The organism is Streptomyces viridiviolaceus (assembly GCF_014650995.1).
GTDB classification, from domain to species: Bacteria; Actinomycetota; Actinomycetes; order Streptomycetales; family Streptomycetaceae; genus Streptomyces; species Streptomyces viridiviolaceus.
The window spans coordinates 55223-75311 of the sequence record NZ_BMWA01000022.1 but is presented as its reverse complement, the minus strand read 5'-3'; the positions used below and the strand labels follow the sequence as shown (position 1 = coordinate 75311).

The following is a 20089-nucleotide window of genomic DNA, read 5'->3' as shown; positions in this document are numbered from 1 at the left end:
GCCCCGCCGCACCGGGACGAGGGCCGACCCGGCCCATCGGGGTCGCGGGAGACCACCATGCGATGAGCGGGTCCGATGCGTCCGGCGGCACGGCGCAGGAGGGTGTTCGGGGGCGTGGCGGGCCCCGCTTCTGTGCGTGGTCCGCCGGGCCGTCCCCAAGCCGCCCGGCGACATAACGATCCGTCGCACTCCGCGTGCGTCCCGTCCCCGGAGGGCCGATGCTGGACCCGTGATGGACGAGACGGAGTTCTGGGAGCTGATCGACGCCACCCGCCAGGGCGCCGACGGCGACCCCGAGGACCAGGCCGACCTGCTCGTGGAGCGGCTCCTGGAGCTGGAGCCGGACATGGTCCTGGACTTCGCCCGCCATTTCGAGGCCCGCTACAACCGTGCCTTCACCTGGGACCTGTGGGGTGCCGCCTGGGTGCTGCTCGGCGGGGCGAGCGACGACGCCTTCGACTTCTTCCGGTGCTGGCTGATCGGGCAGGGCCGCGAGGTGTACGAGGGCGCCGTCCACGACCCGGACGCGCTCGCCGACCTGCTGGACGACTTCGACGAGGAGATCGACGGCGACGGCGAGGACCTCGGTTACGCGGCCGACGAGGCGTACGAGCAGCTCACCGGAACCGTCGCTCCCGACCTGGGCATCGCGCCGGCGCCCGCGGAACCGCTGGGCACCCCGATCGACCTGGAGGACGACCGGGTCCTGGCCGAGCGGTTCCCCCGGCTGTGGGAGCGGTACGGGGGCTGACTCACCGGCCTGCCGGGCTCAGGCGGCCCGGCGCCGGCTCGGGTCCGACGGGAGGTACGCCTGGACCTGGTCGGCCCGGACCGCCTGGTGCGGCGGCGCGGCGTTGGCCTCGTCGAGCGCGGACGCGGTGACGGCGGCGGGCCCGAGGACGACGGCCGTGACGGCGCACAGGACCGTCCAGGGGCCGCGTACCGCCCGGGTCCAGGTGCCCGCCCGCTCGTTCCGGTTCCGGCTGCTGTTCATGATCCCCACCTCCGGTCGTCTGTTGCGACGACGGTAGGCGGGCGGGCTCTCAGAAGCCTGCGCGCCTGCTGTGGCCTGCCTGTGGGACCGTGGTCCTGCCCTGGAGCCGGGCCGCCGTGTCCCGTATCAGCGGCAGGCGGGCGGTGAGGGCCTCGCCGGGGCAGCTGGTCGGGAAGCCCTCCTTGTGGCCCGCGACGGCGTTCAGGGTGGCGGTGGTGCCGGCCGCGTACCGGCTCAGGCCGTTGCTGGAGACCAGGCCGACCTTCCCGCGGGGATCGGTGTCGGTCTCGCCGAGCTTCCAGGCCGTCAGCGCGGCGATCGCGTCGGTCAGCGCGTCCGGCACGGGCACGCCGGCGGTGAAGGTGCCGAGGGCGGCGATGCCGGTAGTGCGGTGGTTGAAGCCCTGGGTGTGGGCGCCGGTGACGGGGCGGTCGACGCCTCCGGCGCGGCCCTCGTAGATGGTGCCGCAGCGGTCGACGACGAAGTTGTAGCCGAGGTCGTCCCAGTGGCGGGCGCCGGTCTGGCCGGCGTAGAGGTCGCGGATGATGCGGGGCGCGTCGGCACACGCGTAGCCGTTCGGCGTGTCGGTGTGGTGGACGAAGACGGCGACGACCTTGTCGTCGTAGCGCGGGGGCGGCTGGCGGTGGGCGGTGGCGCCCAGCCAGGCCGACCGGGGCACGATGGCCGGCCGTGGGGCGAAGTGGTGGACCGCGGGCCTGGCGAGCGGCGTGGAGTGGGCCACCACCGCCCGCTCCACGCCGCTCGCGCACAGCGCCAGGGCTATGACGGCGGCGAGGCCGGGCAGACAGCCGAGCAGCATCAGGGCCGCGCCCGGTATGCGTACCGCACGCCGTACCCGTCCCGCGCGCGGCTCTCCCCGGCGCGACTTGTCGAAGACACGCATGGTCCCACTGTCGGGCGGTGCCGGTTCGCCCGCGATGTGTGCTGTGCCACCTGGCGGAACCATCGCCCCGGTCCGCGACGTTCCTCCGGTGTCTCGTACATGTGGCCGGTTTCACGACGGCCACGCGCCTCCGGCTGATCACCGAGCCCGTCCCGCACGTACTCAGGGGTCCCGGGGCCCGAGAGAAAGGCGGCACGGCGTGGGTCTGCTCGACATCCTGCTGGTGCTGGTGGCCCTGGCCTACGCGGCCTCGGGTTACCGGCGGGGACTGTTGGCCGGCTGTGTGTCGCTGGCCGGGTTCGTGGGCGGCGCGGTGGTCGGCGTGTTGATCCTGCCGTGGGTCATGGACCTGGTGACGCCGGGCACGACGACGGCGACGGTGACCGCGGTGCTCACGGTGCTCGTGCCGGCGGTGATCGGCCAGGAGCTGGCGGGGCGCCCCGCGCTTCGGCTGCGGCGGCAGCTGGACCGGGGGCCGCTGCGGGTGGCCGACGGGGCCGGCGGGGCGGTCGCCGGCTCGGTGGCCGTACTGGTCGTGGCCTGGGTGGCGGCCAGCGTCCTGGCCGCGTCCTCCTCGCCGCTGATCACCTCGGCGATCCGGGACTCGACGGTGCTGGGCACGGTACAGCGGGCGATGCCGGACACCACTCCGGCGTGGTTCTCGCGCGCCACGTCGGCCCTGACCCGGGCGGGGTTCCCGCAGGTGTTCAACCCGTTCGAGAACGAGTCGACCGCCGAGGTCCCCGAGCCCTCCGGCGACAGCGTCACACCGGCGGCGGCCGACGCCGCCAGGTTCAGCACGGTCAAGGTCGAGGGCGTGGCCGGCGTCCAGGGCCGGGAGGGCAGCGGTTTCGTGTACGCGCCGGAGCGCGTGATGACCAACGCCCACGTGGTCGCCGGCATCGACGACCCGAGCGTGCGGGTCGGCGGGGTGGGACGGTCGTACGAGGCGCGGGTGGTGCTGTTCGACCCGGGCAAGGACGTGGCGGTGCTCCACGTCCCGGACCTGACCGCGCCCGCCCTGCGGTTCGACGGCAGCGCCGGGCGCGGCGACGCGGCCGTGGTCGCGGGCTATCCGGAGAGCGGCGACCTGGACCTGCGGGCGGCGACGGTCGCGAACCGGGTGCAGGCGACCGGCCAGAACATCTACCGCGACGAGACCGTCACCCGGGACATCTACTCGGTCCGCTCCACGGTCCGCCCCGGCAACTCCGGTGGCCCGCTGCTGACCACCGACGGCCAGGTGTACGGCGTGGTCTTCGCCCGCTCCACCTCCGACGCGGAGACCGGTTACGCGCTCACGGCCGCCGAGGTGGCCGACGACGCGCGGCGGGCGGCGGACGCGACGGCGGCGGTGGACACGGGCGGGCTGGTGACCTCGTGACCCCCGGACCGCCCGTCGCGCGCCGTCAGACCAGGGCCTGTCCCATCAGCACGTCGTCGACGTACGTGCCGTCGAGGCAGAACTCCTCCGGCTGGACGCCCTCGACGACGAAGCCCTCGGACTCGTACAGCCCGCGCGCGGCGGCGTTGTGGCCGAGGACGCGCAGCGTGATGCGCCGGGCGCCCTCGCGGCGGGCCTCCTCCACGGCGGCGCGGACGAGGGCCCGGCCGACGCCCGCGCCACGGGCCGCGTCGGCGACGGCGAGGCCGCGGATCTGCCGTACGTGCCTGTTGGAGGCGAGTTCGGTGGGGAAGCCGAGGCGCACGTAGCCCACGACGCCGCCGTCGAGTTCGGCGACCAGGTGGTCGCCGGGGCCCGAACGCTCGCTGAAGAAGGGGTCGTCCGGCTGTGGCCGGGGGGAGACCGCGTGCAGGTAGGACCAGGTCTCGTGGTCGAGCCGGCGCAGCGTCTGCTCGTCGTCGGGCCGGGCGTGGCGTATGTGCGGAACTGGCATGACGGTCACTGTACGACGCGGGTGTCGGGCGCTGTTCAGGGATTTTCCGGTGGTCACCATGCAGGATGGGCGCATGGCAGGTTCCCGAATCGCGGTGGCCGGCGCGTCCGGTCTCATCGGCAGCGCACTGGTGCGGTCCTTGACCACGGACGGCCACGAGGTGGTGCGCCTGGTGCGGCGCGAGCCTGCGGGTGCGGACGAGGTCCGCTGGGATCCCGAGCGCGGGCAGGTGGACGTGGCCGGGCTCGCCGGGTGCGACGCCGTGGTGAATCTGGCCGGGGCCGGGGTGGGGGACCACCGCTGGACCGAGGCGTACAAGGTGCGGATCCGCAGCAGCCGGGTCCACGGCACGACGGCGCTCGCGGAGGCCGTGGCGACGCTGGAGCCGCGTCCGCGGGTCTTCGTCAACGGCAGCGCGATCGGGTTCTACGGCGACACCGGCGCCCGGGCCGTCGACGAGAGCGCACCCGCGGGAGAGGGCTTCCTGCCCGCGCTGTGCGAGGAGTGGGAGGCCGCCGCAGCACCCGCCCGGGAGGCGGGCGTACGGACGGTGCTCACCCGGACGGGGCTGGTCGTCGCCCGGGGCGGCGGGGCCTGGGGGCGGCTGTTCCCGCTCTTCCGGGCTGGGCTCGGCGGGCGGCTGGGCGACGGGTCGCAGTACTGGTCGTTCGTGGCCCTGCACGACGAGGTGGCCGCCATCCGGCACCTGCTGGACCGCGAGGACCTGTCCGGCCCGTTCAACCTGACGGCCCCGCAGCCGCTGACGAACCGTGAGATCACCACGGCCATGGGGCGCGTGCTGCACCGGCCGACGCCGTTCCCGGTGCCGGCGCCGGTGCTGCGGGCCGTCCTCGGCGAGCTGGCCGGGGACGTGCTGGGCAGCGCCCGGGTGCTGCCGACGCGGCTGCTGGAGTCAGGCTTCCGGTTCGCGTTCCCGGAGATCGACGGGGCGATCCGGGCGGCGCTGTGAGGTGAGGCCCGGCGGGCTGCGGGGGCCGCCTCGCTCCCGCTGCGCTCGCCACTCCCCCACGCCCCGGCCCCTCTTCCACCCACCCGGCCGACCCAGCCCGGTTCCCGCTCCGCCCCTGTCGGCCCCATCCCTCGTCGGTGCTCCGCGCCGCGGCCGTGAACCGCGGCCCGCGCGCGGACCGGCCCGGCCGGTACCGGCCGACGGCCTCCGTCTCCCCGACCGCCGGCGGCCGACCGGACCCGCCACCCCGGCCATGCCGCCCCGGCGCCCTCCGGTTGCCGCCGCCGCGCACCGGCCCCGACGCCCCGCCGGCACCCGCGGACCCCACCGCGCCCCGCCGGCCCCGACCGTCGCAGGCCGCCCCCGGACGCCCCGCGACCGTGAACGACCACATGACCGCCGTATGCGACCGGCGTGCGACCGTGCCCTGCCCCTGTGCGACTCCCGATGACCGTGGGCGGACCTAACCTCGTTCCGAACTCGGGTATCCCTCAAGCCGGTTGGGGGCATGACGTCTCCAGCGGCCGCGCAACCTCGAGGAGGGGCACGTGCTTGAGCCCGCGTACCAGGCGGACGTCGTCGTCGTGGGGGCCGGAGTCGCCGGACTCGCCGCGGCGCATCGGCTGACCAGCGCAGGAGTGACGACCACGGTCCTGGAGGCCGCCCATGGCGTGGGCGGCCGGATGGCCACCGAGAAAGTCGACGGCTTCCGGCTCGACAGAATCGGACAGCTGCTGTCCACGGCGTATCCCGAACTGCGGCTCACCCCCGCACTGGACGGCCTCGCGCTGCTGCCCTTCGCGCCCGGGGTGCTGCTGCACAGCGAGGGCCGCCGTCACCGCGCGGGCGCCCCGGCGGGCGCGGGGGGCGCAAGGGGCGCACTCCACGCGGTGCGCGCCCTGGCGAGCGCCCCCCGGTCGGTGCCGGCACCCCGGCGGCTCGTACCGGTGCCCAAGGCGCCCAGGAGCCAGGTGCCGGTGCCGCGGAGCCGGCCCGGCGCCCCGCTCGGCTCCGCCGTCGACCAGGCCCGCCTCACCGCCGCCCTCACCCGGCTCGCGGGGACGCCCGTCGAACGGCTGCTGGCCCGCCCGGAACTGCCCGCGGCGCAGGCCCTGGCGGTGCGCGGGCTGCCCGCCCGCACGATCGACGGCTTCCTGCGTCCGCTGCTCGCCGCCCTGCTGTGCGACCCGGACCTCACCGCCTCCAGCCGGTGCGCCGACCTCGCGCTGCACGCCTTCGCCGGCGGGCGGCTGTGCGTGCCGGAGGGCGGTGCCGAGGCGCTGCCGGAGCTGCTGGCGCGGACGCTGCCGCCCGGGACCGTGCGCACCGGCGTCCGGGTCACCTCCGTCGCCACCAACGCGGTGACCACCGCCGAGCACGGCGTCGTCCGCTGCCGGGCCGTCCTGGTGGCCACCGACGCCCGGGCCGCCGCCGAACTGCTGCCGGGTCTGCGGGTGCCCGAGTTCCTCCCGGTGACGGTGGTGCACCACACGACGGACGATCCGCCGGCCACCGGCGCGGCCCTGCTGCTCGACGCCGACCGCGGCGGCCCGGTCGCCCACACGGCCGTGGTCAGCCACGTGGACCCCTCCCGTGCGCCGGCCGGGCGCGCCCTCGTCTCCTCGACGGTCCTCGGGCCTCCCCCGTCCGACGCCGACACCGCCGTCCGCATCCACCTGTCCCGCCTGTACGGCACGTCGACCGCCCGCTGGGAGACCCTGGCCGTGCACCACGCGGCCGAGGCGGTGCCCGCGATGCGCCCGCCGCACGACCTGCGGCGGCCTGTGCGGCTGCTGGCGGGCCTGTACGTGTGCGGCGACCACCGGGACACCAGCACCGTCCAGGGCGCGCTGCACTCGGGGCACCGTGCCTCGGCGGCGATCCTGGCGGACCTGGGGGTGAACCGCTCGATGCACACGGCCGACCCCGTGCCGAGCGCGCACGCCGCCTGAGGGCGTCCGTCCCGGCTAGCCCAGGGCGGCCACCTTGTCCCGGTAGCCCCGTGCGGGTGCCGCGTCCTTGTAGGGCTCCAGCCGCCGTTCGAAGTCCCTGACGTACTCCGTCGCCCGCACCGACCGCATCTCCGCCGCCTGGCCGGCCGCTTCGGCGGCCAGCTGGCAGGCCTGGTCGAGTTCGCCGAGGCCGAGGCGGGCGGTGGCGAGGACGACCCGGCAGAACAGACGGCTGCGGGCATAGGCGGGGGCGCGCAGTTGCAGCGAGCGTTCCGCGTGCTGGGCGGCCGCGCGGAACTGCTGCAGGTCCCGGTGGCAGTGGCCGAACTCGTCGGCGAGCTGGGCCTCGTCGAAGAAGCGCGCCCAGTGCGGCACCTCGTCCCCGGGGCGGGCGGTCTCCAGGGCGCGTTCGGCCCGCACGAGCGCCGCGGTGCAGGCGCGCACCTCGCCGAGCACACCGTGCGCCCGCGCCTCGGAGGCGTGCAGCAGCGCCTGCACGACCGGCGGCGCGGAGGTGCCGACGCCCTGCTGCGCCACCCGTGCGAGCTGCACGGCCTCGCGTCCGTGGCCGAGGTAGACGGCCTGCCGGCTCATGGTGACCAGGACGTAGGAGCCGTACGCCCGGTCCCCCGCCGCCTGCGCGAGCCGCAGCGCCTGCACGAAGTAGCGCTGGGCGAGTCCGTGCGCGGCGATGTCGTACGACGTCCAGCCGGCGAGCCGGGTGAGGTCGGCGGCGGCGGCGAACAGCCGGCGGCCGGTCTGCTCGCCGTAGGTGCCGCGCAGCATCGGCTCCAGTTCGTGCTCCAGGTAGCGCACCAGGGCCTGGCGGGCGTGTCCGCCGCCGTAGCGGTCGTCCAGGCCGCGGAACAGCTCGCCGACCGAGCGCAGGGCGGCCAGGTCCCCGGCCGTCACCTTCTGGCCGGGCCCGCGCTCGGCCGGGCCCCGCCGGCGGGACGGGTCGAGCGGGGCCGGGACCCTGGGCGGCGTCGGCCGGCCCTGCGCCGGGATGCGGACGGGCGGATCGGCGCGGGCCACCTTCTCGTCGGCGCGGCCGATCAGCCAGTCCCGGCTGGGCACGACGAGGCCCGCCGGGGTGAAGGCGATCTTGCGCAGCTCGGCGTGGCTGCCGGAGTCCTTGCGCCACAGGCCGCCGACGATGTCGACGGCCTCCTCCGGGGTGGCCGCGAACTCCAGGCCCGCGTAGACGGGGGCGCAGGCGTCCAGGCCCAGGTCCTGGGCGGTGAGGCGGCGGCCGAGGCGCCGGGTGAAGACCTCGGCGATCAGCGCGGGGGTGGTGCCGCGGGGCTGCTGGCCGCGCAGCCATCGGGTGACGGACGTCTTGTCGTATCTCAGGTCCAGCCCGTGTTCGAGGCCGAGCTGGTCGACGCGACGCGCGAGACCCGCGTTGGAGAACCCCGCTTCGGCGATGAGCGCGGCGAGCTGGCGGTTGGGGGTGCGCTGCGCGGGTCGTTCCGTCATGGTGCGGTGCGGTCTCCTGCCTTCCGGGGCGTTCGATGTGCCCGGAGCGCCTGTGAGCAGCCCTTATGGCCTCGTGGACGGCGCGAATGTAGCGGAGAGTAAGCACCTGATCGCACACTTCCGCAGGCATTCATCCGATCGTGTGAGGATTGCCCGCCGGGCTGACGACGGACGACCGGTCGTACAGTGGCGTGGGCACGCTTCGTGCCTTACGACCTTCCAGGGAGGCGCTAGCCGTGAGTGAGTTGCGGTTCGTCCGCATGGGCTTCGGGGCCGAGGCCGTCGAGTACCAGGAGGCGTGGGACGAGCAGCGCCGGGTGCACGCGGCCCGGTTCGCCGACGAGGTTCCCGACACCGTGCTGCTCCTCGAACACCCGCCGGTCTACACCGCCGGGCGGCGCACCGCGGACAGCGAGCGCCCGCTCGACGGCACGCCCGTGATCGACGTGGACCGCGGCGGCAAGATCACCTGGCACGGACCGGGCCAGCTGGTCGGCTACCCGATCCAGAAGCTCCCGCGCCCGGTGGACGTGGTCGCCCACGTCCGGCGGCTGGAGGAGGCGCTGATCCGCACGTGCACGGAGTTCGGCCTCGAGACCACCCGGGTCGAGGGCCGCAGCGGCGTCTGGGTCCTCGGTGACCCGGTGGAGCAGCGCCCCGCGCTCGGCGGACTCTCCATGGACTTCGACCCGCGCCTGACCGACGAGGAGTTCGACCCGCGCCTCAACGGTCCGGAGTACGCCCCCTCCAACGCCGGCCAGCGCCGCGAGGACCGCAAGATCGCGGCGATCGGCATCCGGGTGGCCAAGGGCGTCACGATGCACGGCTTCGCGCTGAACGTGAACCCCGACAACAAGTGGTTCGACAAGATCATCCCGTGCGGTATCCGCGACGCGGGCGTCGCCTCGCTCGCGAACGAGCTGGGCCGGGACGTGACCATCGAGGAAGTCCTGCCGGTGGTGGAGCGCCATCTCCGGGACGTCCTGGAGAACGCGGAACTGAAGCCGAGGGTGATCGAGAAGGCACCGGCGGCATAAAAGCAGCCCGTCCGGCGTTTGAGGACGAGGCCCGTCCAGGGCCGAAGCGGGGGCCTGGGGGCGGCAGCCCCCAGCAAGGCCAGCACCCTCGCCGGGCATCAAATCAACGGGCGTACCCTGAAGGTCGCCGAAGAATCAATCGCTAGGGAGCCGGTCGTGTCCGCAGTCGCACCCGACGGACGCAAGATGCTGCGCCTGGAGGTCCGCAACAGCCAGACCCCCATCGAGCGCAAGCCCGAGTGGATCAAGACCCGGGCGAAAATGGGTCCCGAGTACACGAAGATGCAGAACCTCGTGAAGAGCGAGGGCCTGCACACGGTCTGCCAGGAAGCCGGCTGCCCGAACATCTACGAGTGCTGGGAGGACCGCGAGGCGACCTTCCTCATCGGCGGCGACCAGTGCACCCGGCGCTGTGACTTCTGCCAGATCGACACCGGCAAGCCCGAGGCGCTCGACCGCGACGAGCCCCGCCGCGTGGGCGAGTCCGTGGTCACCATGGACCTGAACTACGCCACGATCACCGGTGTCGCCCGCGACGACCTGGAGGACGGCGGCGCCTGGCTGTACGCCGAGACCGTGCGCCAGATCCACCAGCAGACCGCGGAGCGCGAGGCCGGCCGCACCAAGGTCGAGCTGCTCGCCCCCGACTTCAACGCGGTGCCGGAGCTCCTCAAGGAGGTCTTCGACTCCCGCCCCGAGGTCTTCGCGCACAACGTCGAGACCGTCCCCCGGATCTTCAAGCGCATCCGCCCCGGCTTCCGCTACGAGCGCTCCCTGAAGGTCATCACCGAGGCCCGCGACTACGGCCTGGTCACCAAGTCCAACCTGATCCTCGGCATGGGCGAGACCCGGGAGGAGATCAGTGAGGCGCTCCGGCAGCTGCACGAGGCAGGCTGCGAGCTGATCACCATCACGCAGTACCTGCGCCCGTCCGTGCGCCACCACCCCGTCGAGCGCTGGGTGAAGCCCCAGGAGTTCGTGGAGCTGAAGGAGGAGGCCGAGCAGATCGGCTTCTCCGGCGTGATGTCCGGCCCGCTGGTGCGCTCCTCCTACCGCGCCGGTCGGCTGTACCAGATGGCCGTCGAGCAGCGTCACTCGGCCGCTCCGCAGCGGGACGGCAGCTTCATCGGCGCCCAGGCCGTCTGACCGACCGACCTCTGCCCTCCCGCCGACGCGCCCGGGGCAGCGTGTGAATTCGCGCACAAGTTACTACTCGCCGGTAGTGGCCGATATGTCGCGGCCCTGACCGTCCTCGCAGTTGAGGACACCCGTCAGGGCCGCGCCGTCGTTCGGGGTCCCGGCACCGGGGCTTCATGGGTGTTTGACCGGTCGGTCACGCCCTGGTAACACCAATCAGTGACCCTGGCATCACGCCACGTGCACCCGCACCCGGATCCGTACCGAGGGGGGACCTCCACGATGCAGGCAGCGCCCGTACGCGCCACCGCCATCCCGTCGTTCACCGACGCCCTGCGCGCCGTCGAGTCACTGCTCATGAGCGGCGGCCAGCGCACCGCCCGCCGCAACGCCTGGACCTCCGTCCTGGAGGACCGCCGCCGCGCCAAGGACCGGGTCGAGGCCGAGCGCGTGCTGCAGCAGGCCGTCGCCGGCCGCTCCTGACCCCCCGCCCGCCGTCTCCCCCGCTGCGCCGGGCACTGCCGTCGTGGGCGCTTCCGGGGCCACGTAGACTTCGGAGCATGGCGAGGAAGGAACCTGCAGCGGACGCTGCGAACCCCGGGCGACTGAAGCAGATCGCCCTGACCTACAAGATGACCCGCAAGGCCGACAAGAAGATCGGTCTTGTACTCGCGGCTGTCGGCATCATCGTCTTCGGTGTCTTCCTCGCGATCGGTTTCTTGATCGGTCACCCCATCTATCTCGGCATCCTGGGCCTGCTGCTCGCCTTCCTCGCGACGGCGATCGTCTTCGGGCGCCGCGCCGAGCGGGCGGCCTTCGGCCAGATGGAGGGCCAGCCGGGCGCCGCAGCGGCCGTGCTGGACAACATCGGCCGGGGCTGGACGACGACTCCCGCGGTGGCGATGAACCGCAGCCAGGACGTGGTGCACCGCGCGGTCGGCAAGGCCGGCATCGTGCTGGTCGCCGAGGGCAACCCGAACCGGGTGAAGTCCCTGCTGGCCGCCGAGAAGAAGAAGATGAACCGGATCGTCGCCGACGTGCCCGTCCACGACCTGATCGTGGGCACCGGCGAGGACCAGGTCGAGCTGAAGAAGCTGCGCACGACCATGCTCAAGCTCCCCCGCGTCCTGACCGGCCCGCAGGTCACCACGACCAACGACCGGCTGCGCGCCCTGGGCGACCTGATGAGCAACATGCCGCTGCCGAAGGGCCCCATGCCGAAGGGCATGCGCCTGCCGAAGGGCGGCAACCCCAGGCAGCGCTGACCCCCGTAGGACCTCCACCACATGCCGGTACGGCGATGGGGGCGCCCGGATCACTCCGGGCGCCCCCATCGCCGTACCGGCATGTGGTGGTCAGATCCGCACTTCCACGGTGCGGGCCAGCCGGTCGTGCAGCCCCCGGCCGTCGCGGTCCCAGATCAGCGCCGGGATCGCCAGGCACAGCAGCACCGAGCGCAGCAGCGCGCGCAGCGGGTTGACGCGGCCCGTGCCCAGCTCGACCACGCGCAGCCCGAAGAGGCGCTTGCCCGGGGTGAAGCCGACGGAGCCGACGGTCAGGACGCTGAGCACGAGGAAGATCAGCAGAGCCCAGTTGCTCGTCGCCTGCCCGTAGCCGTCCGTGATCAGGCCGTATGCGATCAAGAGGCACAGGGCCCAGTCCACGACCAGGGCGCCGAGCCGCCTGCCGGGGCGGGCGATCGAGCCCGGTCCCTCCTCCGGCAGACCGAGCTGCTCGCCCCGGTACCCCAGCTCCGCGCCGGCGCCCTCGATGGCCGCCCGCGGCCCGGAGAGCCACGATCCGATTGCTTGCCTGTTGTCCACCCGTCCACGGTACTGCGCCCGTATATGACCGGTGGACGGCGGGGTGTGCCGGGCCCGATCGGGGCCTACGCTGGAAGCGGTGCCGGTTAACTTCTGCGAAACAAATGGGTCACGCCCGAGAAATCACCCGTCCCTAGGGTCGAGGTCAGCGTGTGCCACCCGCACTGGCCGCACGAACGATCTACCACCCCGGCGGGACGGTCGGGAGTAGGAGGAGCTGGATGTTCCAGAACGCCGACGAGGCCAAGAAGTTCATCGCGGACGAGGACGTCAAGTTCGTCGATGTCCGGTTCTGCGACCTGCCGGGCGTCATGCAGCACTTCACGTTGCCCGCCGAGGCGTTCGACCCCGACGACGAGCAGGCCTTCGACGGGTCCTCGATCCGTGGTTTCCAGGCCATTCACGAGTCGGACATGGCCCTGCGCCCCGACCTGTCCACCGCGCGCGTGGACCCCTTCCGCCGGGACAAGACGCTCAACATCAACTTCTTCATCCACGACCCGATCACGGGCGAGCAGTACTCCCGCGACCCGCGGAACGTGGCGAAGAAGGCCGAGGCCTACCTCGCCTCCACCGGCATCGCCGACACGGCGTTCTTCGGCCCCGAGGCCGAGTTCTACGTCTTCGACAGCGTGCGCTTCGCCACCGGCGCGAACGAGTCCTTCTACCACATCGACTCCGAGGCCGGCGCCTGGAACACCGGCGCCCTGGAGGACAACCGCGGTTACAAGGTCCGTTACAAGGGCGGCTACTTCCCGGTCCCGCCGGTCGACCACTTCGCCGACCTGCGCGCCGAGATCTCCCTGGAGCTGGAGCGGTCCGGCCTGAAGGTCGAGCGCCAGCACCACGAGGTGGGCACCGCCGGCCAGGCCGAGATCAACTACAAGTTCAACACGCTGCTCGCCGCCGCCGACGACCTCCAGCTCTTCAAGTACATCGTGAAGAACGTGGCCTGGAAGAACGGCAAGACGGCGACCTTCATGCCGAAGCCGATCTTCGGTGACAACGGCTCGGGCATGCACGTCCACCAGTCGCTGTGGAGCAACGGCGAGCCGCTGTTCTACGACGAGCAGGGCTACGCGGGCCTGTCCGACACCGCCCGCTACTACATCGGCGGCATCCTCAAGCACGCCCCGTCGCTGCTGGCCTTCACCAACCCGACGGTGAACTCCTACCACCGCCTGGTGCCGGGCTTCGAGGCGCCGGTGAACCTGGTGTACTCGCAGCGCAACCGCTCCGCGGCGATGCGTATCCCGATCACCGGGTCGAACCCGAAGGCCAAGCGCGTCGAGTTCCGCGCCCCGGACGCCTCCGGCAACCCGTACCTGGCGTTCTCGGCCCTGCTGCTGGCGGGCCTGGACGGCATCAAGAACAAGATCGAGCCGGCCGAGCCGATCGACAAGGACCTCTACGAGCTGGCTCCCGAGGAGCACGCCAACGTCGCTCAGGTCCCGACCTCCCTCGGTGCCGTCCTCGACCGCCTCGAGGCCGACCACGAGTTCCTCCTCCAGGGCGACGTCTTCACGCCGGACCTGATCGAGACGTGGATCGACTACAAGCGCGCGAACGAGATCGCCCCGCTGCAGCTGCGTCCGCACCCGCACGAGTTCGAGCTCTACTTCGACGTGTGATCGGCGCCTTCGGCCGTCCGGCGTCCCCGCTCCTGTCTCCAGGGGCGGGGACGCCGTCGTTTGCGCCGGCCGGCCCTCCTGGTGTACTAAAACGGATGTTCGATCCGCAGAACGGGGAGAGGGGCGGGGATGCCCGAACGGGACGACGAGCAGCGGGAGTTCGACCTCAAGTGGGCCGACGGAGCCGAGCACAAGGAGCCCTCCGCCCGTGCCCGGATGCTGGCCGCGCGCTGGAAGGAGAACCCGCCCGCACCGGTCCCCTTCCGTGCCGACCCCGACCCGGTGCGCTCCGGCCGCCGGTCGTCGTGGGTGTCCACCGCCGTGGTGCTGGGCTGCGTGGCGGCGGTCATCGTCCTGCTGGGGTACATCAACTTCCGGGCGCCTTACTAGAACCGGGCCGGGTGCACACTGGACAGCGGGACGAGTGCCTGACCGCTGCGGGGTGATGCAGATGCCCAGCCGCTTCCGGAGTGACCGGCGGTTGACCGTGCGCATGGGGGTCACGCTCTTCCTGCTCGGCCTGCTGTATGTCGGGTTCGTCGCCGCGCTGATCGCGCTGCTGAAGTCCTGGGTACTGGTCGTGGTGATCGCGGCGGCGCTGTTCGGCGCGCAGTACTGGTTCTCCGACCGGATCGCCCTCTACGCGATGCGGGGCCGGGTCGTGGAGCGGGACGAGTACCCGGAGCTGCACGGAGTGGTCGACCGGTTGTCGGCGATGGCCGACATGCCGAGGCCGGTGGTCGCCGTGTCGGAGATGGACATGCCGAACGCCTTCGCGACCGGGCGGAACCCGGACAACGCGGTGGTCTGCGTCACCACCGGGCTGCTGCGGCGGCTGGAGCCCGCGGAGCTGGAGGGCGTGCTCGCGCACGAGCTGTCGCACGTCGCGCACAAGGACGTCGCCGTGATCACGGTCGCGTCCTTCCTCGGGGTGATCGCGGGGCTGATCGTACGGTTCGCCTTCTACTCGCAGCTCTTCGGCGGCGGACGGCGGGACCAGAACACCCTTGTCGTCCTCGTCGGCGTGATGGGCGTCTCCGCGGCCGTGTACGCGCTCAGCTTCCTGCTGATCCGGGCCCTGTCCCGGTACCGGGAGCTGGCGGCGGACCGCGCCGCGGCCCTGCTCACCGGCCGTCCCTCGGCGCTGGCGGCGGCGCTCACGAAGGTCACCGGCGACATCGCCCGCATCCCGACCAAGGACCTGCGCACGGCCCAGGCGTTCAACGCCTTCTACTTCACGCCCGCCTTCGGTGCCGAGCCCGGCCTCGGCCGGTTCTTCACCACCCACCCCAGCCTGGAGCAGCGGCTCGAACAGCTGGGCCGGATCTCCGCCGAGCTGGGTGAGGCGGCGCCGGGAAGGGCCTGACCATGGGACTCCTGGACATCCTGCTGGGCCGCACGAAGCCGGCCGCGCCGGACCTCGACCGGCTCTTCGCGCTGCCGTCGGCGGCCGTGACCCTCGAAGCCGCGACCGGCTTCACGCCGACCGGGCGCGGGGCGGTGTGCTTCGCCACCGTCGAGGGCGCGGCCTTCGAGCAAACCCACCGCGAGGTCCGGGCCCTGATGGACGCGGACACCGAGCGCGAGGGACCGCCGGTGGAACTGCGGGAGGACGACTACGGCTACTCCTGGCTCGTCTCCCGCCGCTCCCCCGACCAGCTGCCCGCGCTCGTGAACGACCTGCACGCGGTGAACGCCTCGATGGAGGTCAACGGCTTCGGCCCGCAGCTGCTGTGCTCCCTGGCCGGATTCCACGACCCGGAAGGGCGGCGGCTGGCGCTGGTGTACCTGTACAAGCGCGGCACCTTCTACCCCCTGTGCGTCCGCCCCGGCCGGCGCAGGCGCGACAACGCGCTCGAGCTGCAGGTGGCCGCGGCCGTGGAGGACGACCTGCCGGTGGAGAAGGACCTGAGCCGCTGGTTCCCGCTGTGGGACGCCCCCGGCATGGCCGACTGAGCGGCCCGCCGAGACGTGTCCCCCGGCGCCATGGTGTACTCGGCCCGCCCGCCGCTGCCGGCCGGGCACGACCACGGACCCCGATGACTGCGGAGACCACCGACATGCGACTGCGTTGCGCCGTGCTCGACGACTTCCAGAACGCGGCGCTGGACTCCGCGGACTGGAGCCCGGTCGAGGACCGGGTGGAGGTCGTCGCCTTCCCCGACCACGTGACCGACGAGGACCTCCTCGCGGACCGTCTCGCCGGCTTCGACATCGTCGTCACCCTGCGCGAGAGGGTCCCGTTCCCCGCCTCCCTGCTGGACCGCCTGCCCCGGCTGAAGCTGCTCGTCGCCTCCGGGATGCGCAACTCCGTCATCGACTTCGCGGCCGCCCGGCGCAACGACGTGACCGTGTGCGGCACCGCCAGCTCCTCGGCACCGCCGGTCGAGCTGACCTGGGCACTGCTGCTCGGTCTGGCCCGCAATCTCGTACCCGAGAACCGTGCGCTGCGGGAAGGCGGCCCGTGGCAGTCCACGGTCGGGGCCGACCTGCACGGCCGCCGCCTGGGTCTGCTCGGCCTCGGGAAGATCGGCAGCCGGGTCGCGCAGGTGGGTCTCGCCTTCGGGATGCGGGTCGGCGCGTGGAGCCAGAACCTCACGCGACAGCGGGCCGACGAGGTCGGTGCCGAATTCGTCGAGACCAAGGAGGAGTTGCTCCGGAGCAGCGACTTCGTCTCCGTTCACCTGGCGCTCGGTGACCGCACCCGCGGCCTGCTCGGCGCGAGGGAACTCGCCCTGCTCAAGCCCTCCGCCTACCTGGTCAACACCTCGCGCGCGGCCATCGTCGACCAGGACGCGCTGTGCGACGCGCTGCGTGCCGGACGGATCGCCGGAGCGGGCCTGGACGTCTTCGACGTCGAGCCCCTGCCCGCGGACCATCCCTTGCGCACCGCCCCGCGCCTGCTCGCCACGCCGCACCTCGGCTATGTCTCGCGGGCCAACTACGCGACGTACTACGGCCAGGCAGTGGAGGACATCCACGCCTTCCTGGCCGGCGAGCCGCTGCGTCGGCTCGGCTGACGGCCACGTCCCCTCGTCCCGTCCCGCACTGTCAGTGGGGCCGGGCAGGATGGGCCGCAGGTGGACTCGACGGGTGGAGGCCGGGATGGGTGACGGACGTCGGCACATCGGCACGGGTGAGCGGCGGGCCCGGCTCGCGCTGCGCCAGCGGCTGGCGGGCGCGGCGCGGGCGGGGAGCCCCGAGGAGGTCGCCGGTTCGCTGGTCGCGCTGCACGGCACGGACCCCGCGACGGTCTACCTGGCCGTGGGCGCCCGGCTCGCGGACGCGGCGCGGACGGTGGGCGAGACGGAGCGTGCGCTGTACGAGGACCGCACCCTGGTGCGGATGCACGGCATGCGGCACACCGTGTTCGTGTTCCCCACGGAGCTGACGGCGGTCGTGCACGCCTCGACCGGTCTGGTGGTCGCCGCGCGGGAGCGGGCCGCGTTGCTGAAGCACATGGCCGCGGCCGGGGCGCCGGACGCGGCCTGGCTGAAGGAGGTCGAGGAGTCGACGCTGGCCGCGCTGACCCGGCGGGGCCAGGCGACGGCGGCCGAACTGGCCCGGGACGAGCCTCGCCTGAAGCTGCAGTTCGTGTACGCGGCCGGGAAGAGCTACGAGGGCTCGCACACCGTCTCCACCCGGCTGCTGAGGGTACTGGGGGTGGAGGGAAAGGTCGTACGGGGACGGCCGCTCGGCTCCTGGACGTCCTCCCGGTTCCGCTGGGCGCCGGCGCCCGAGCATCGCGAACTCGACCCCGCCGGGGCCCAGGCGGAGCTGCTGCGCCGCTGGCTGGCGGCGTGCGGTCCGGCGACCGAGGCCGACCTGAAGTGGTGGACGGGGTGGCCGGTGACGCAGGTGCGCCGGGCGCTGGCCGCGATCGGCGCGCAGGAGGTGTCGGTGGAGGAGGGCACGGGGTACGTCGTGGCCGGCGACGCCGGCCCGGTGGCGGAGCCGGCCGAGCCGTGGGCGGCGATGCTGCCCGGACTGGATCCGACGGCGATGAGCCGGCAGCACCGGGACTGGTACCTCGCGCCGGAGCTGCGGCCGGCGCTGTTCGACGGCAGCGGCAACATCGGGCCGACCGTGTGGTGGAACGGGCGGGTGATCGGCGGCTGGGCCCAGCGGGCCGACGGGGAGATCGTCTGGCGGGTGCTGGACGGCGAGGGGGTCGGCCGCGAGGCGGAGGCCGCGATCGCGGCGGAGGCGGAGCGGCTGGCGTCCTGGGTGGGGACGGCACGGGTCACTCCGCGGTTCCGCACACCCTTGGAGCGCGAACTGTCGGCGTAGCGACGCCGGGCGCCCGGAGGATCGAACGGGCGCCCGGCGCCGGGCTCACCGCGAGTACCGCATCAACGCCCGCACCATGTGGCACGTGGTGTCCGAGGGCGGGTGGACACCGATCAGCGCCGCGGTGCTCCGTATCCTCTCGTTGCGGGCCTGGTTCGGCAGGTAGACGCCGGAGTCGAGCAGGGCGATGGCGAGTCGCATCGCCTTGAGCCGGCGGTTGTGCGTGACGTACCACTCGCGGGGGCGGCCCGCCGGCAGCGGGCGCTTCTCCACGGGTTCGTACGGCAGGTCGAGCAGGACGGGTCGCTCGGCGGTCGACTGGGTGGGCAACGGCTTCGGCTTGAGTGCGGCAGCGGGCACAGGCATCCTCCTGTCGCGGTCAGGGCGCCGTCCGGCACATCCCGGCGGCACCCTCGAACACTGCTTCTATTTTACCGCCCCCCACTGACAAAAGCCCCTGGCCACAAGGGCTTTCGGGGGCACGGTGACGCATGGGAAGAACGGGTTTTCACGCCTCTCGGGCTACCGTGTGCCGCATGGAGATCTGGATCAACCCGGCCTGTTCCAAGTGCCGCAGCGCCATCAGCCTGCTCGACGCCGAGGGGGCCGACTACACCGTGCGGCGTTACCTGGAGGACGTGCCGAGCGAGGACGAGATCCGCGAGGTCCTCACCCGCCTCGGCCTGGAACCGTGGGACATCACCCGCACGCAGGAGGCCGCCGCCAAGGAACTGGGGATGAAGGAGTGGCCCCGTGACGACACGGCACGCGACCGCTGGATCACGGCGCTCGCCGAGCATCCGAAGCTGATCCAGCGTCCGATCATCACGGCGGACGACGGTACGGCCGTCGTCGCCCGCACCGATGACGCGGTTCGGGACGCGCTGTCCCGTTAGACGCGGTCTGCCCGGCGGCGGCTCCGGCGCGAGATGACCTCGCGTCACACGCATTGTGACGCACGTTACTTGCGCCAATCCCCGTGACCGATGAGTAACCTCGTTCGGCATCTCGTACATAGCGGCGTACGCTCCCCTACCTCTTCAGGAGGCGCGCATGTCGCGCAGGAGAAGTCTCGGTACGAAGAAGAAGATCGCGCTGCTCGTCGGTGCCGCGTCGGTTGCGGGCGGCGGGGCCTTCGTGATGGCGAGCACCTCGAACGCCACGCCCCCCGCGCCGACGACGAGGTCCGCGCAGGACTCGTCCGTGTGTCAGGGCCTGGCCACCGCACTGGGCAACAACCAGCGGTTCATCGAGGGCCAGCGGGCCGATCCGGACGCGCAGTCCGAGGCGCGGATCGCCAACCGTGAGGCGGTCATCGAGGAGATCAAGCGCAAGCAGGAGGCGTCCGGGTGCGCGGCGGGGGAGTCGGCTCAGGACTCCCAGGCCGCACAGCCGCCGCAGAACGGCCAGGAAGCCGGTCAGGAAGCGGACCAGGAAGCCGGTCAGGGGGGCGGCCCGCAGGCCGGTGAACAGGCCGGTGAACAGGCCGGTGAACAGGCCGGCGAGCAGGCCGGGGACGCCGGGCAGGCCGGCGAGCAGGTGTGCAACGGCTCCACCGTCACCCTCTCCGGCGAGGGCGGCGCGCCCGCCGCGTCCAGCAACCAGTTCCCGCTGGGCACCAAGCTCAAGGTCACCAACCTGGACAACAACAAGTCCACGACGGTGGAGGTCACCTCGGTCTCCGGAAGCTGCGCGCTGCTCAACAACGCGGCCTTCGAGGAGGTCCGCGAGCCGGGCAAGTTCCTGATCCGGCGGGCCCTGATCGAGAAGGTGGGGTGAGGCCCCGCCCCACCGGACGGGGACACCGCTGAGGCGGCGGCGCGGGCCGTGCCGGCCGGTCCCGGCCGCCGCCTCACGCCTCCCCGAGGGCGCGCACGGCGCTCACCGCGTCGCATACGAGCGGCCGGGCGCCGCGCGTCCACGACGGGCGCGGCCCGCTCCACGCGGGCGTTCCGGGCCGCACCGGACCCACGC

22 protein-coding genes are annotated in these 20089 nt (G+C 73.0%); 16 read left to right on the top strand and 6 right to left on the bottom strand.

Features of this window, described 5'->3' with window-relative positions:
* The first annotated feature begins 232 nt into the window (after window positions 1-232).
* A complete protein-coding gene (locus IE260_RS28860; RefSeq protein WP_189877222.1) occupies window positions 233-751 on the top strand; it encodes a DUF4240 domain-containing protein in 519 nt (172 codons plus the stop codon).
* 18 nt (window positions 752-769) lie between these two features.
* Here the strand turns inward: IE260_RS28860 and IE260_RS28855 are convergent, their stop codons facing one another.
* Complete coding sequence (locus IE260_RS28855) at window positions 770-994, bottom strand: hypothetical protein (protein ID WP_189877093.1); 225 nt, start codon at window positions 992-994, stop codon at window positions 770-772.
* A 49-nt stretch (window positions 995-1043) separates the two neighbouring features.
* On the bottom strand, window positions 1044-1814 hold the full coding sequence (locus IE260_RS28850; protein WP_229881403.1) for a peptidoglycan recognition protein family protein: 771 nt from the start codon (window positions 1812-1814) through the stop codon (window positions 1044-1046).
* A 283-nt stretch (window positions 1815-2097) separates the two neighbouring features.
* Between IE260_RS28850 and IE260_RS28845 the strand changes: the two genes are divergently transcribed.
* A complete protein-coding gene (locus IE260_RS28845; protein ID WP_189877089.1) occupies window positions 2098-3282 on the top strand; it encodes a MarP family serine protease in 1185 nt (394 codons plus the stop codon).
* A 25-nt stretch (window positions 3283-3307) separates the two neighbouring features.
* Here IE260_RS28845 and IE260_RS28840 read toward each other — a convergent pair whose 3' ends face one another.
* On the bottom strand, window positions 3308-3796 hold the full coding sequence (locus IE260_RS28840; RefSeq protein WP_189877087.1) for a GNAT family N-acetyltransferase: 489 nt from the start codon (window positions 3794-3796) through the stop codon (window positions 3308-3310).
* Window positions 3797-3869: 73 nt separating this feature from the next.
* Here IE260_RS28840 and IE260_RS28835 point away from each other — a divergent pair, with 73 nt between their 5' ends.
* Both IE260_RS28835 and IE260_RS28830 read left to right on the top strand, forming a co-directional pair.
* Window positions 3870-4766 carry a TIGR01777 family oxidoreductase gene (locus IE260_RS28835; protein WP_189877085.1) on the top strand — a complete coding sequence of 299 codons (897 nt, stop codon included), beginning with the start codon at window positions 3870-3872 and terminating at the stop codon, window positions 4764-4766.
* A gap of 548 nt (window positions 4767-5314) precedes the next feature.
* A complete protein-coding gene (locus tag IE260_RS28830; RefSeq protein WP_189877083.1) occupies window positions 5315-6718 on the top strand; it encodes an NAD(P)/FAD-dependent oxidoreductase in 1404 nt (467 codons plus the stop codon).
* 15 nt (window positions 6719-6733) lie between these two features.
* Here the strand turns inward: IE260_RS28830 and IE260_RS28825 are convergent, their stop codons facing one another.
* On the bottom strand, window positions 6734-8197 hold the full coding sequence (locus IE260_RS28825) for an NsdA family TPR-like regulatory protein (RefSeq protein WP_189877081.1): 1464 nt from the start codon (window positions 8195-8197) through the stop codon (window positions 6734-6736).
* Window positions 8198-8433: 236 nt separating this feature from the next.
* Between IE260_RS28825 and lipB the strand changes: the two genes are divergently transcribed.
* From lipB to IE260_RS28805, 4 genes are all read left to right on the top strand, one after another.
* Entirely contained in the window at window positions 8434-9234 is an 801-nt protein-coding gene (gene lipB, locus IE260_RS28820; RefSeq protein ID WP_189877078.1) for a lipoyl(octanoyl) transferase LipB, read from the top strand.
* 156 nt (window positions 9235-9390) lie between these two features.
* Entirely contained in the window at window positions 9391-10380 is a 990-nt protein-coding gene (lipA, locus tag IE260_RS28815) for a lipoyl synthase (RefSeq protein ID WP_189877076.1), read from the top strand.
* 273 nt (window positions 10381-10653) lie between these two features.
* Window positions 10654-10854: an SCO2195 family GlnR-regulated protein gene (locus IE260_RS28810; protein ID WP_189877075.1), complete on the top strand. Its 201-nt coding sequence runs from the start codon at window positions 10654-10656 to the stop codon at window positions 10852-10854.
* A gap of 77 nt (window positions 10855-10931) precedes the next feature.
* Window positions 10932-11636, top strand: coding sequence for a DUF4191 domain-containing protein (locus IE260_RS28805; RefSeq protein WP_189877073.1), 705 nt, complete (start codon window positions 10932-10934; stop codon window positions 11634-11636).
* A gap of 90 nt (window positions 11637-11726) precedes the next feature.
* Here the strand turns inward: IE260_RS28805 and IE260_RS28800 are convergent, their stop codons facing one another.
* Window positions 11727-12194: an RDD family protein gene (locus IE260_RS28800; RefSeq protein ID WP_189877071.1), complete on the bottom strand. Its 468-nt coding sequence runs from the start codon at window positions 12192-12194 to the stop codon at window positions 11727-11729.
* 221 nt (window positions 12195-12415) lie between these two features.
* Between IE260_RS28800 and glnA the strand changes: the two genes are divergently transcribed.
* The 6 genes from glnA to IE260_RS28770 all read left to right on the top strand — a co-directional run bounded on the left by glnA (window position 12416) and on the right by IE260_RS28770 (window position 18115).
* Window positions 12416-13825, top strand: coding sequence for a type I glutamate--ammonia ligase (gene glnA / locus IE260_RS28795; protein WP_189877069.1), 1410 nt, complete (start codon window positions 12416-12418; stop codon window positions 13823-13825).
* 129 nt (window positions 13826-13954) lie between these two features.
* Window positions 13955-14215, top strand: coding sequence for an SCO2583/SCO2584 N-terminal domain-containing protein (locus tag IE260_RS28790; protein WP_189877067.1), 261 nt, complete (start codon window positions 13955-13957; stop codon window positions 14213-14215).
* A 61-nt stretch (window positions 14216-14276) separates the two neighbouring features.
* Window positions 14277-15191 (top strand): zinc metalloprotease HtpX, encoded by a 915-nt coding sequence (htpX, locus tag IE260_RS28785; RefSeq protein ID WP_189877065.1) that lies wholly within the window; start codon window positions 14277-14279, stop codon window positions 15189-15191.
* 2 nt (window positions 15192-15193) lie between these two features.
* Window positions 15194-15781 (top strand): PspA-associated protein PspAB, encoded by a 588-nt coding sequence (pspAB, locus tag IE260_RS28780; RefSeq protein ID WP_189877063.1) that lies wholly within the window; start codon window positions 15194-15196, stop codon window positions 15779-15781.
* Window positions 15782-15885: 104 nt separating this feature from the next.
* The gene (locus tag IE260_RS28775; RefSeq protein WP_189877220.1) at window positions 15886-16845 is read left to right on the top strand and encodes a D-2-hydroxyacid dehydrogenase family protein; all 960 of its coding nucleotides are present in this window, start codon (window positions 15886-15888) and stop codon (window positions 16843-16845) included.
* An 85-nt stretch (window positions 16846-16930) separates the two neighbouring features.
* The gene (locus IE260_RS28770; RefSeq protein ID WP_189877061.1) at window positions 16931-18115 is read left to right on the top strand and encodes a winged helix DNA-binding domain-containing protein; all 1185 of its coding nucleotides are present in this window, start codon (window positions 16931-16933) and stop codon (window positions 18113-18115) included.
* A 45-nt stretch (window positions 18116-18160) separates the two neighbouring features.
* Here IE260_RS28770 and IE260_RS28765 read toward each other — a convergent pair whose 3' ends face one another.
* Window positions 18161-18475: a hypothetical protein gene (locus tag IE260_RS28765; protein WP_189877059.1), complete on the bottom strand. Its 315-nt coding sequence runs from the start codon at window positions 18473-18475 to the stop codon at window positions 18161-18163.
* A gap of 176 nt (window positions 18476-18651) precedes the next feature.
* Here IE260_RS28765 and IE260_RS28760 point away from each other — a divergent pair, with 176 nt between their 5' ends.
* Together IE260_RS28760 and IE260_RS28755 are read left to right on the top strand one after the other, a co-directional pair.
* Entirely contained in the window at window positions 18652-19011 is a 360-nt protein-coding gene (locus IE260_RS28760; RefSeq protein WP_189877057.1) for an arsenate reductase family protein, read from the top strand.
* Between the two features lie 157 nt (window positions 19012-19168).
* Entirely contained in the window at window positions 19169-19894 is a 726-nt protein-coding gene (locus IE260_RS28755) for an SCO2207 family protein (protein ID WP_189877055.1), read from the top strand.
* Window positions 19895-20089 lie beyond the last annotated feature (195 nt).

Bases quoted from the DNA above. Each gene is read 5' to 3' on its own strand.
- IE260_RS28775 (WP_189877220.1), top strand. From the start codon at position 15,886: ATGCGACTGCGTTGCGCCGTGCTCGACGACTTCCAGAACGCGGCGCTG.
- IE260_RS28840 (WP_189877087.1), bottom strand. From the start codon at position 3,796: ATGCCAGTTCCGCACATACGCCACGCCCGGCCCGACGACGAGCAGACG.
- IE260_RS28860 (WP_189877222.1), top strand. From the start codon at position 233: ATGGACGAGACGGAGTTCTGGGAGCTGATCGACGCCACCCGCCAGGGC.
- IE260_RS28770 (WP_189877061.1), top strand. From the start codon at position 16,931: ATGGGTGACGGACGTCGGCACATCGGCACGGGTGAGCGGCGGGCCCGG.
- IE260_RS28755 (WP_189877055.1), top strand. From the start codon at position 19,169: ATGTCGCGCAGGAGAAGTCTCGGTACGAAGAAGAAGATCGCGCTGCTC.
- glnA (WP_189877069.1), top strand. From the start codon at position 12,416: ATGTTCCAGAACGCCGACGAGGCCAAGAAGTTCATCGCGGACGAGGAC.
- htpX (WP_189877065.1), top strand. From the start codon at position 14,277: ATGCCCAGCCGCTTCCGGAGTGACCGGCGGTTGACCGTGCGCATGGGG.
- IE260_RS28790 (WP_189877067.1), top strand. From the start codon at position 13,955: ATGCCCGAACGGGACGACGAGCAGCGGGAGTTCGACCTCAAGTGGGCC.
- IE260_RS28810 (WP_189877075.1), top strand. From the start codon at position 10,654: ATGCAGGCAGCGCCCGTACGCGCCACCGCCATCCCGTCGTTCACCGAC.
- IE260_RS28760 (WP_189877057.1), top strand. From the start codon at position 18,652: ATGGAGATCTGGATCAACCCGGCCTGTTCCAAGTGCCGCAGCGCCATC.
- pspAB (WP_189877063.1), top strand. From the start codon at position 15,194: ATGGGACTCCTGGACATCCTGCTGGGCCGCACGAAGCCGGCCGCGCCG.
- IE260_RS28835 (WP_189877085.1), top strand. From the start codon at position 3,870: ATGGCAGGTTCCCGAATCGCGGTGGCCGGCGCGTCCGGTCTCATCGGC.
- IE260_RS28850 (WP_229881403.1), bottom strand. From the start codon at position 1,814: ATGCTGCTCGGCTGTCTGCCCGGCCTCGCCGCCGTCATAGCCCTGGCG.
- IE260_RS28805 (WP_189877073.1), top strand. From the start codon at position 10,932: ATGGCGAGGAAGGAACCTGCAGCGGACGCTGCGAACCCCGGGCGACTG.
- IE260_RS28855 (WP_189877093.1), bottom strand. From the start codon at position 994: ATGAACAGCAGCCGGAACCGGAACGAGCGGGCGGGCACCTGGACCCGG.
- IE260_RS28825 (WP_189877081.1), bottom strand. From the start codon at position 8,197: ATGACGGAACGACCCGCGCAGCGCACCCCCAACCGCCAGCTCGCCGCG.